The 10,955-nt window shown below is 73.8% G+C and carries 10 protein-coding genes; 4 read left to right on the top strand and 6 right to left on the bottom strand.

What is annotated here, in order from left to right:
* Positions 1-227 precede the first annotated feature (227 nt).
* Both J2X68_RS33815 and J2X68_RS33810 read right to left on the bottom strand, forming a co-directional pair.
* Positions 228-887, bottom strand: a complete 660-nt coding sequence (locus J2X68_RS33815; RefSeq protein WP_020125228.1) for a response regulator transcription factor — start codon at positions 885-887, stop codon at positions 228-230.
* A 242-nt stretch (positions 888-1,129) separates the two neighbouring features.
* On the bottom strand, positions 1,130-1,756 hold the full coding sequence (locus J2X68_RS33810; protein WP_399041495.1) for a DUF3000 domain-containing protein: 627 nt from the start codon (positions 1,754-1,756) through the stop codon (positions 1,130-1,132).
* A 261-nt stretch (positions 1,757-2,017) separates the two neighbouring features.
* Here J2X68_RS33810 and hemE point away from each other — a divergent pair, with 261 nt between their 5' ends.
* Positions 2,018-3,085 (top strand): uroporphyrinogen decarboxylase, encoded by a 1,068-nt coding sequence (gene hemE / locus J2X68_RS33805; RefSeq protein WP_310436422.1) that lies wholly within the window; start codon positions 2,018-2,020, stop codon positions 3,083-3,085.
* A 7-nt stretch (positions 3,086-3,092) separates the two neighbouring features.
* Here the strand turns inward: hemE and J2X68_RS33800 are convergent, their stop codons facing one another.
* On the bottom strand, positions 3,093-3,905 hold the full coding sequence (locus J2X68_RS33800) for a rhomboid family intramembrane serine protease (protein WP_310436421.1): 813 nt from the start codon (positions 3,903-3,905) through the stop codon (positions 3,093-3,095).
* Positions 3,906-4,030: 125 nt separating this feature from the next.
* On the opposite strand from J2X68_RS33800, the gene J2X68_RS33795 reads away from it, so the two are divergent.
* The gene (locus J2X68_RS33795; RefSeq protein WP_028806059.1) at positions 4,031-4,300 is read left to right on the top strand and encodes a hypothetical protein; all 270 of its coding nucleotides are present in this window, start codon (positions 4,031-4,033) and stop codon (positions 4,298-4,300) included.
* Between the two features lie 101 nt (positions 4,301-4,401).
* Here the strand turns inward: J2X68_RS33795 and J2X68_RS33790 are convergent, their stop codons facing one another.
* On the bottom strand, positions 4,402-5,784 hold the full coding sequence (locus J2X68_RS33790) for an FAD-dependent oxidoreductase (RefSeq protein WP_310436420.1): 1,383 nt from the start codon (positions 5,782-5,784) through the stop codon (positions 4,402-4,404).
* Positions 5,785-5,811: 27 nt separating this feature from the next.
* Positions 5,812-6,897: a DUF4349 domain-containing protein gene (locus tag J2X68_RS33785; RefSeq protein WP_310436419.1), complete on the bottom strand. Its 1,086-nt coding sequence runs from the start codon at positions 6,895-6,897 to the stop codon at positions 5,812-5,814.
* A 159-nt stretch (positions 6,898-7,056) separates the two neighbouring features.
* Here J2X68_RS33785 and hemG point away from each other — a divergent pair, with 159 nt between their 5' ends.
* Both hemG and hemQ read left to right on the top strand, forming a co-directional pair.
* Positions 7,057-8,520 carry a protoporphyrinogen oxidase gene (hemG, locus tag J2X68_RS33780; protein ID WP_310436418.1) on the top strand — a complete coding sequence of 488 codons (1,464 nt, stop codon included), beginning with the start codon at positions 7,057-7,059 and terminating at the stop codon, positions 8,518-8,520.
* A gap of 5 nt (positions 8,521-8,525) precedes the next feature.
* Positions 8,526-9,257 carry a hydrogen peroxide-dependent heme synthase gene (gene hemQ, locus J2X68_RS33775; protein ID WP_310436417.1) on the top strand — a complete coding sequence of 244 codons (732 nt, stop codon included), beginning with the start codon at positions 8,526-8,528 and terminating at the stop codon, positions 9,255-9,257.
* Here hemQ and J2X68_RS33770 read toward each other — a convergent pair whose 3' ends face one another.
* Entirely contained in the window at positions 9,258-10,868 is a 1,611-nt protein-coding gene (locus J2X68_RS33770) for an alpha/beta hydrolase (RefSeq protein ID WP_310436416.1), read from the bottom strand.
* Positions 10,869-10,955: the final 87 nt, after the last annotated feature.

Raw genomic sequence — 10,955 nt, 5'->3', positions numbered from 1 at the left:
GGGGGGTCGGGTGGGTGGTGGGGGGGGCGCGCGCGTCTCTGTGGTTTTTGGGGCCCCCCCCGCCCGGCCCCGCCGCGGCGGCGCGGCGGGCCGCCCCGGGGGGTCGTAAACCGGTCAGGACGGTGAACGAAGGGGAAGGGGTCGGGAAGAAACCGGGCAGAGACGGGAGGAGCCGGGCCGGGGTCGGGGGGCGTTCGCGGGGGAGACCCCCGGACGCGGGTGGGGTCTCAGTGGATGATGCCGGTCCGCAGGGCCACCGCGACCATGCCGGCGCGGTCGCCCGTGCCGAGCTTGCGCGCGATGCGGGCGAGGTGGCTCTTGACGGTCAGTGCGGACAGGCCCATCGAGACGCCGATCGCCTTGTTGGACTGGCCTTCCGCCACCAGTCGCAGCACTTCGACCTCGCGGCCGGAGAGCTCGCGGTAGCCACCCGGGTGACTCGGGGCACCCGGGGGGCGGCGGTGGAGACGGGCGGCGGAGCCCATGGGGGCGGCACCGGGTCGGCTGGGGAGGCCGAGGTTGGTGCGGGTGCCGGTGACGACGTAGCCCTTCACGCCGCCCGCGAGGGCGTTGCGCACGGCGCCGATGTCGTCGGCGGCGGAGAGGGCGAGCCCGTTGGGCCAGCCCGCGGCGCGGGTCTCCGACAACAGGGTGAGGCCGGAGCCGTCGGGCAGGTGGACGTCGGCGACGCAGATGTCGCGGGGGTTGCCGATGCGGGGACGAGCCTCCGCGATGGACGAGGCTTCGATGACGTCGCGCACACCGAGCGCCCACAGGTGGCGGGTGACGGTGGAGCGGACGCGCGGGTCGGCCACGACCACCATGGCGGTGGGCTTGTTCGGGCGGTAGGCGACCAGGCTTGCGGGCTGCTCGAGGAGAACGGACACCAGGCCTCCTGGGTGGGGGACGGGGGCCGGCTCGCGGGGCTTGTGGGGAGGAAGCCGGGACGAACCGTGCTTTCAAGGTCACAGTCGTCTTCGGCAGCGAACCCGGGGTCCTTTAGAGAATGATCACGATCTAGTGAGTAACAATACGTGCAATTCGGACACGCGATCGATCATCCGAAGATCGAGTCGGTTTAAGTGGGTGTCTTACGGGATCGAAAATGGCCGTATCGACAAAGAGATGGTCAACGTGACTGGGGCCCCCTGCGCTGCGGCAGCGTCACCACCGAGGCGTCCCCCGGACCGGCCGGCGGCAGCCCCGCCACCTGCGCCAGCAGATCGCACCAGGCCGCCAGGTGCGCCCCCGCCTCTGGCACCCCGCCCAGCCCCTCGCGCGGCGTCCAGGAGGCCCTGATCTCGATCTGCGAGGTCGCCGGGCGCTCCGCCAGCCCGCCGAAGTAGTGCGAACCCGCGCGCGTGACGGTCCCGCTCGGCTCGCCGTACGTCAGCCCGCGCGCCTGGAGCGCGCCGGTCAGCCACGACCAGCACACCTCCGGCAGCAGCGGGTCCGCGGCCATCTCCGGCTCCAGTTCGGCCCGGACGAGGGTCACCAGCCGGAACGTTCCGCGCCAGGCGTCGTGCCCGGCCGGATCGTGCAGCAGCACCAGCCGGCCGTCGGCCAGATCCTGGTCGCCGTCCACGACCGTCGCCTCCAGCGCGTACGCGAACGGGGCGAGCCGCTTCGGGGCCGGCGTCGGCTCCGCCTCGATCTGCGGCCGCAGCCGCGCCGCCCTCAGCTGCTCGACCGCCGCCCGGAAAGGCGGTGGAGCCGACCTGGTCCCATCCGGGTCCCCCTCGTTCGCTTCATCCATCCCGCCAGCGCCGTCCGACAGTCGTCCCTGAGCCGCAGCCATGCGGGGAAGATTAAGGGGAACGGGGCCTTCGCGCAGGGCAAGACACCCGTGCGGGGCTCGCGGACGGGTGCGCGCTGGGCGAACAGGCGCACGGGCCGCGCACGGCCGCGGCCCGCCGCGGAGGCGGGGCGGAGGCGGGGCGGAGGCGGGACGCGGGCGGGGCGCGGGCGCGGCGGGGGGCGGCTCCACCGCCTCCGGCGCCGTGGGAGACTTGCCGTCGTGAGCGCGAACGAGAGCCCGGCGGGCCGCCAGCCGACAGCGACGTACGACAGTGCCTTCCTGAAGGCGTGCAGGCGTGAACCGGTGCCGCACACGCCCGTGTGGTTCATGCGGCAGGCCGGGCGCTCCCTGCCGGAGTACCGCAAGGTCCGCGAGGGCGTTCCCATGCTCGAGTCCTGCATGCGGCCCGAGCTGGTCACCGAGATCACCCTCCAGCCCGTGCGCCGGCACGACGTGGACGCGGCGATCTACTTCAGCGACATCGTCGTCCCGCTCAAGGCCATCGGCATCGACCTCGACATCAAGCCGGGCGTCGGCCCGGTCGTCGAGCGCCCGATCCGCACCCGCGCCGACCTGGCCCAGCTCCGCGACCTCACCCCCGAGGACGTCTCCTACGTCACCGAGGCCATCGGCCTGCTGACCGCCGAGCTCGGCGCCACCCCCCTCATCGGTTTCGCGGGCGCGCCTTTCACCCTCGCGAGCTACCTCGTCGAGGGCGGCCCGTCCCGCACGTACGAGAACGCCAAGGCGATGATGTACGGCGACCCGGAACTCTGGGCCGACCTGCTCGACCGTCTCGCGGAGATCACGTCCGCCTTCCTGAAGGTGCAGATCGAGGCCGGCGCCAGCGCCGTCCAGCTGTTCGACTCCTGGGCCGGAGCGCTCGCCCCGAGCGACTACCGCCGCTCGGTGCTGCCCGCCTCCGCGAAGGTCTTCCGCGCGGTCGAGGGGTACGGCGTCCCGCGCATCCACTTCGGCGTGGGCACCGGCGAGCTGCTGCGGCTGATGGGCGAGGCCGGGGCGGACGTCGTCGGCGTCGACTGGCGCGTCCCGCTCGACGAGGCCGCCCGCCGGGTCGGCCCCGGCAAGACGCTCCAGGGCAACCTCGACCCGACCGTCCTGTTCGCCGGCGCCGAGGCCGTCGAGGCCAAGACCCGCGAGGTGCTCGACGCGGCGGCCGGCCTCGAGGGCCACGTCTTCAACCTCGGCCACGGCGTCATGCCGTCCACCGACCCGGACGCGCTGACCCGCCTCGTCGAGTACGTCCACACGCAGACCGCCCGCTGACCCGGGTTCACCAGGTGTGCCGGGGGCGCGCCCGTCTGCCGAACAGCAGACCGCGCGGCTCCGGCGGCGGGGGCGTGCCCGGCTTGAGCGGCCAGGCGAGCAGCATGCCGGCGAGGAAGCCGACGACGTGCGCCGCGTACGCCACCGTGCCCGCGCCGGAGACGCCCTCCCCGGAGGAGTACACCGCCTGCAGCACGAACCAGAAGCCCAGCACCAGCCAGGCCGGCAGCCGCAGCGGCAGGAACACCAGGAACGGGACGAGCACCCACACCCTGGCCTTCGGATACAGCACCAGATAGGCGCCCAGCACCCCCGCGATCGCCCCCGACGCGCCGATCAGCGGATCGGTCGAGTCGGCGTTGAGCAGCGCGAAACCGTACGACGCCGCGTAACCGCAGGCGCCGTAGAAGAGGGCGAAGCGGACGTGCCCCATGCGGTCCTCTATGTTGTTGCCGAAGATCAGCAGGAACAGCATGTTGCCCAGCAGGTGCAGCCAGCCGCCGTGCAGGAACATCGCGCTGAGCACGCTCAGCGCGGGCGACTTGTCGTACCCCGGCGGAGCCAGCACGCATCCCGCGCCGCGCACTTCGCCGGTCGGGACGAGCTGGGGGAGCTGATGGTGGATCAACTCCCGCGGCACGGCGGCGTAGTGCTCCAGGAAGGCGTGCAGATGACACGTCTGGGCCAGGCTGCTGTCGCCCGCCGTGGAGCCGGACAGGCCGGGCATGAACAGGAACACGAAGACGTTCGCCGCGATGAGGGCGTACGTCACCACCGGGGTGCGGCGCACGGGATTCACGTCATGGACGGGGATGACCACAAGGAAGTACTGCCCCCGATCCGTTCGGTGAACCGGTGAACGGGGATCCCCACGGGCGCGTATGAACCGTCAACTGCTCGCGGCACGAGGAAGGCGGGCCGCGGGGACGACGTGAGGAACAGGCGATGAACGACCGAGTTACTCCCCCCATGCACGCCACTCCCGACGGCGAGGCGGAGATATCCCTGGTGATCCGGCTGCCCTGGGAGGACGTGGCACGGCTCGGCCAGGAGGCCGGGCGGCTGGCCGCGCAGATGCAGCGGCCGGTGACCCTCGACGAGGCGGTCAGCAGCCGCCTGCGGTCACGGCCGGCGCCCGCGGCGCACGCCAAGCCCGCGGAGCAGCCGGCCGCCGCCGCGGTCTCCGCGCTGCCGCGCCTGAGCGGAACCGCTTGAGCGATGACGCGAGGTCCGGCCGCGACGGCCCCGGGCGGGCGGGGGGCCGGTCGCGCGGCCCCGCGCCGCCCGGACCGGCCGCCGCCCCGGTGCCGGCCCGGCTAGAAGCCGCGGATCTTCGCCGAGGCCTTGCGCGCCGCGACCAGCACCGGGTCCCACACCGGTGAGAACGGCGGCGCGTACCCGAGGTCCAGGGCCGTCATCTGCTCCACCGTCATCCCGGCCGTCAACGCCACCGCCGCGATGTCGACGCGTTTGCCCGCACCCTCCCGTCCGACGATCTGCAGGCCCAGCAGACGGCCCGTCCTGCGCTCGGCGAGCATCTTGACCGTCATGGGGGAGGCGCCGGGGTAGTAACCGGCGCGGCTCGTCGACTCGACGGTGACCGCCTCGAACTGCAGGCCGACGCGCCGGGCGTCCTTCTCGCGCAGGCCCGTGCGGGCGATCTCCAGATCGCACACCTTGCTGACGGCCGTGCCGACCACGCCGGGGAACGTGGCGTACCCGCCCCCGACGTTGGTGCCGATGACCTGGCCGTGCTTGTTCGCATGGGTGCCCAGGGCGATGTGCCGCTCCTGGCCGGAGACCAGGTCCAGCACCTCGACGCAGTCGCCGCCGGCCCAGACGCTCCCGTCCGCGACGGGTCCGCGCACTCGCATCGCCAGGTCGGTGAGGAGCCCGCCGTGCGCGCCCACGGGCAGACCCGCCGCCCGCGCGAGCCCCGTCTCCGGGCGGACCCCGATGCCCAGCACCACCACGTCCGCCGGATACTCGGCGCCCTCGGTCACCACCGCCCTCACGTGACCGTCCTCCGCGGTGCGCAGCGCGGTGACCTCGGAGTCGTTCACCATGGTGATGCCCAGACCCTCCATGGCCCGGTGCACCAGCCGCCCCATGTCCGGGTCCAGGGTCGACATCGGCTCGCTGCCCCGGTTGACGACCGTCACCTCGTAGCCGTGCTCGATGAGCGCCTCGGCCATCTCCACACCGATGTAGCCCGCCCCCACGACCACGGCCCGCCGCCCACGCGCGCGTGCCAGCGTGTCGAGCAGCGCCTGCCCGTCGTCCAGGGTCTGCACCCCGTGCACGCCCTCCGCGTCCATGCCCGGCAGGTCCGGCCGGATCGGGCGCGCCCCGGTCGCGATGACGAGCTTGTCGTACGACGTCCAGGACTCCGTGCCGGAATCCACCGCACGCGAGCGTACCCGCCGCCCCGCCACGTCGATCTCCGTGACCTCCGTGCGCATCCTCAGGTCGATCCCCCGCGCGCGGTGCTCCTCGGGCGTGCGGGCGATGAGATCGTCCCGCTCGGTGACGTCACCGCCCACCCAGTACGGGATGCCGCACGCCGAGTAGGACGTGAAGTGGCCCCGCTCGAAGGCCACGATCTCCAGCTCCCCGGGCCCTTTCAGACGGCGGGCCTGGGACGCTGCGGACATGCCCGCGGCGTCCCCGCCGATCACCACAAGTCGCTCGATGCTCATGCGAACACGCTACGGGGGACTCGCAGTTCAGTGCCGCTCGGGCTCGCCCGCACCGGCCCCGGTCTGTCCGGCCCCCGTCGGTCCGTCCCCGGTCCGTCCGGGCCCGTGCTGCGCCGCGGCGGGCCCGGCTCCGGCCTGTCCCGCCCTGGGACCGGCTCCGGCCTGCCCGGGCACGCCCAGTCCGGCCCAGCTCGCCTCCGCCGCCCGCCGGCGCGGTCGCACCAGCCGCAGCCACACCAGCAGGAGCAGAGCGCCCACCGCGAGGAACGGCAGCGCCGCGCCGAACACGACGGCGATCCACCGCAGCATCGTCACGAACGCGTCCCAGCCGCCCGCCAGCGCGTCCACGAACCCGGGGTCGTCGTCCTCGGCGACCGGGACGACCGGCTTCTCCGACAGGGTCAGCGTGACGGTCGCCAGGCTCGTGCGGTCCTTCAGCGACGCCTGCTGGGCGAGCAGCGCCTCCAGGTCGGACTCCCGGTTGCTCAGCTCGCCCTCCAGGGTGACCACGTCGCTCAGCTTGGTGGCCCGGTCCATCAGCTCGCGGACCCGGGCGACGCTGGCGCGCTGCGAGGCGATGCGGCTCTCGACGTCGACGACCTGGTCGGTGACGTCCTCGGCCTTCGCCGTGCGCTCCAGCAGCTTGCCCGCGCCCTGGAGGGCGGCGAGGACGTCGTCGTACTTCTCGACGGGCACCCGCAGCACCACCCGGGTCCGCTCGGCGCCGTCCTCGTCCCGGACGGTCGTCTCGTCGCCGACGTAGCCCCCCGCGTTCTCGGTGGTCGTACGGGCCTCGTCCAGGGCCTTCGGCACGTCCTTGACCTGCACGGTCAGCGAGGCGGTGCGGATGATGCGGTTCGCGGTGAGGGCGGGCGCCGAGGTGGCCTTCGAGCCACTGGAGCCCGCGCCCTCCTTCGCGTCCTGCGCGGCGTCCGCGTCACCGGCGCCGGCCTCCCCGACGGCGGCCTTGTCGGCCGTGCTGCTCGCGCCGGAGTCGCTCGCGCCGCTGCATCCGGTGAGCGCGAGGCCCGCGGCCAGCAGGATCCCGGCCAGGGCGTGAGTGGTCCGTGCGGGACGCCGTACGGAGCGTCCTGCGGAACGTGGTGTGCGCATGTGGGTCTACCCCCGGGACGGTGACGACTGTGACGTTCCTTCGACGCCCGGGCGGGCCGGGACGTTGGCGGAAAACGGTTCCGAACAGGTCACGGTCGGGACGCGGCCAGGACACCGGGCCGCGACGGGGGTGTCAGCGGGGTCTGAGAGAGTGGACGCATGAGCTCAACGGGTACGGGCACGGGGCAGCACGTCATCGTCGTCGGAGCCGGGATCGCCGGACTGGCCGCCGCCCACCGGCTGCTGGAGCGCGGGGCGCGGGTGACCGTCCTCGAGGCCTCCGGCCGGGTGGGAGGCAAGCTGCTGCCCGGCGAGATCGCGGGCGTGCGCGTGGACCTCGGCGCCGAGTCGATGCTGGCCCGCCGGCCCGAGGCGGTCGCCCTCGCGCGCGAGGTGGGCCTCTCCGACCGCCTGCAGCCGCCGGCCACCGCGACGGCCTCGATCTGGACCCGCGGCGCGCTGCGCCCCATGCCCAAGGGACACGTCATGGGCGTCCCCGGCACGGCGACCGCCCTCACCGGAGTCCTCTCCGACGAGGGCCTCGCGCGCATCGGACGCGACGCCGACCTGCCCCGCACCGAGGTCGGGGACGACGTGGCCGTCGGGGAGTACGTGGCGGCGCGCATGGGCCGCGAGGTCGTCGACCGCCTCGTCGAACCGCTGCTCGGCGGGGTGTACGCCGGTGACGCCTACCGGATCTCGATGCGCTCCGCCGTCCCGCAGCTCTACCAGGCGGCCCGGACCCACACCTCGCTGACGGAGGCCGTCCGCGAGATCCAGGCGAAGGCCGCCGCCCATCAGCAGACCGGCCCGGTGTTCATGGGCCTCGAAGGCGGGGTGGGCTCCCTGCCGCCCGCCGTCGCCGCGTCCGTGCAGGCACGCGGCGGCGAGATCCACACGCGCGTGCCCGTGACCGCGCTGCGCCGCTCGGCCGGCGGAGGCTGGCAGGTCACCGCGGGGGAGCGGGTGCTGCACGCCGACGCCGTGGTCGTCGCCGTGCCCGCTCCGGCCGCCGCCGCGCTGCTGGCCGCCGAGTCCCCCGGCGCCGCCGCCGCCCTGCGCACGGTGGAGTACGCCTCCATGGCCCTGGTCACCCTCGCCTACCGGCGCGCCGACACCGCCGACACCCTGCCCGACGGCAGCGGTTTCCTCGTCCCGCCCGTCGACGGACGCACCATCAAGGCGTCCACCTTCGCCTCCCGCAAGTGGGGCTGGATCGCCGACGAGGACCCGGACACGGTCGTGCTGCGCACCTCCGTGGGGCGGTACGGAGAGACGGAGATCCTGGGCCGTGAGGACGCCGAACTCGTCGACGTCTCCCGGCGCGACCTGCGCGCGGCCACCGGCCTGGACGCCACGCCCCTCGAAACCCGCGTCACCCGCTGGACGGACGGCCTGCCGCAGTACCCGGTCGGCCACCACGCGCGCGTGGCCCGCATCCGCGAGCACGTCGCCGGGCTCCCCGGCCTCGCGGTCTGCGGCGCCCCGTACGACGGCGTGGGCATCCCGGCCTGCATCGCGAGCGCGTACGCGGCGGTCGACCAGCTCGGCGGCGACCTGGGCGCCGTACGCGAGCTCGCGGCCAACCCGGTGCAAAGTCTGCACGGCGGAGCGGGAGAATGAGAGCCATGAGTGACGACGCCCCCACCACCGAGTCCGGCAGGGTCCCGAACAAGGGCAAGCTGGCCAAGGACCTCAACGAGGTCATCCGCTACACGCTGTGGTCCGTCTTCAAGCTGAAGGACGCGCTGCCCGAGGACCGCGCCGGTTACGCCGACGAGGTCCAGGAACTGTTCGACCAGCTCGCCGCCAAGGACGTGACGATCCGCGGCACCTACGACGTGTCCGGCCTGCGCGCCGACGCCGACGTCATGATCTGGTGGCACGCCGAGACCGCCGACCAGCTCCAGGAGGCGTACAACCTCTTCCGCCGCACCCGGCTGGGCCGCGCGCTGGAGCCGGTCTGGTCGAACATGGCGCTGCACCGCCCCGCCGAGTTCAACCGCTCGCACATCCCGGCGTTCCTCGCCGACGAGACGCCCCGGAACTACGTGAGCGTCTACCCCTTCGTGCGCTCCTACGACTGGTACCTGCTGCCCGACGAGGACCGTCGCCGCATGCTCGCCGACCACGGCAAGATGGCCCGCGGCTACCCGGACGTCCGCGCCAACACCGTCGCCTCGTTCTCGCTGGGCGACTACGAGTGGATCCTGGCGTTCGAGGCCGACGAGCTGTACCGCATCGTCGACCTCATGCGCCACCTGCGCGCCTCCGAGGCCCGCATGCACGTCCGCGAGGAGGTCCCGTTCTACACGGGCCGCCGCAAGGACCTCACGGAGCTGGTCGCGGGCCTCGCCTGATCAGCGCCCCGCCCCGGCGGCGCGTTCCGCGGGAGCGGCCGCCGGCGCGGGTTCCGGGCGCGGCGCGCAGGCAGCGCGCCGCCCCGGCAGCCGGCCCTCCAGCAGGTACGCCTCCAGGTGGCCGTTGACGCACCGGTTCGGACCGCCCGCGATGCCGTGCGTGCCGGCGTCCCGCTCGGTGACCAGCACCGACCCGGTCAGCCGCCGGTGCATCTCCAGCGCCCCGGCGTAGGGTGCCGCCGCGTCCCGCTCGGCGGCCAGGATCAGCGTCGGCGGCAGCTCGCCCGGACCGGTCCGCACGTCGACCGGCCGCTGCCGGGGCGCCGGCCAGTACGCGCACGGCAGGTTCGCCCACACGTTGTCCCACGTCTCGAACGGCGCGACGCGCGCCAGCCGCGTGCTGTCGCGGTCCCACACCTTCCAGTCCGTCGGCCAGGGCGCGTCGTTGCACTCCACGGCCGTGTACACGGCGTTGGCGTTCTCCGCCTCGGCGGCGGCCTCCCGCACCGGCCCGGCCTGCGCGATCAACTGCCGGGGGTCGCCCTTCAGATACTCCGACAGCGCCTGGGCCCGGGCCGGCCAGTAGTCGTCGTAGTACCCGGCCTGCAGGAACGCGCCCTGGAGCTGTCCGGGGCCCACCTTCCCGCCGGCCGGCTCCGCGGCCAGCCGCGCGCGCGCCCGCTCGTAGCTGGCCAGCACCGCCTCCGCCGTGCCGCCCAGGCCGTACACGTCGTCGTGCCGCGCGACCCACTCCCGGAAGTCCGTCCAGCGGCTCTCGAACGCCGCCGACTGGTCGAGGTTGTTGCGGTACCAGATCTGCGCCGGGTCGGGGTTCACGGCCGCGTCGAACACCATCCGCCGCACGTGGGAGGGGAAGAGCGTCGCGTAGACCCCGCCGAAGTAGGTGCCGTACGACGCCCCCATGAACGTCAGCCGTTCCTCGCCGAGCGCGGCGCGCAGCACGTCCAGGTCACGGGCGTTGTTCAGCGAGTTGTAGTGCCGCAGGGCGCTCCCCGACCGCTTCGCACAGCCCCGCGCGTACGCCTTCGCCTGCGCGACGCGCTCCTTCTTGTACGACTCCGAGGGGTGGTCCGGGGCGGGGGCGGGGCCCTTGAAGAAGCGCTGGGGGTCCTGGCAGGACAGCGGCGCCGAACGGCCGACCCCGCGCGGGTCGTAGCCGACGAGGTCGTACGCCGCCCCGATGCGCTTCCACTCCGGCAGCAGGCCGATCAGCGGGAAATACAGCCCCGAGCCGCCGGGACCGCCCGGGTTGAACACCAGCGCACCCTGCCGGGGCACCCGGTGCTTGCTGTTGTGCGGGTCCCGGTGGGTGGCCCGCACCCGGCTGACGGTGAGCGCGATCTGCTTGCCGTTCGGGGCCGCGTAGTCGAGCGGGACGGAGACCGTGCCGCACTGCATGCTGCCCGGCAGGTCCTGTGCGTCGGAGCAGGTCCCGAAGTCGACGCCCTTCGCCGCGGCCCGCGCGGCGGCCAGCGCGACACCGGGCGCGCCGGACAGGGCGCCGGTGTTCGGGGCGCCGCCCGCCGGGACGGCGGAGAGGGCGGTCAGCAGGAGGGCTCCTGCGGCCGAGTGGAGGGCGGCGGCTCTCATCGGGTGTCCCTTCGGTGCACGGCGGCGACACAAGGGATGGTTGGTTCGACCGTGGGGGAAGGCAAGCACCGTCGACGGGTGTCGGCG

Source organism: Streptomyces sp. 3330 (assembly GCF_031456635.1).
In the GTDB taxonomy this organism is placed as follows: domain Bacteria; phylum Actinomycetota; class Actinomycetes; order Streptomycetales; family Streptomycetaceae; genus Streptomyces.
Note: the sequence above shows the minus strand (reverse complement) of the source record. Positions and strands in the feature narration are given on the sequence as shown.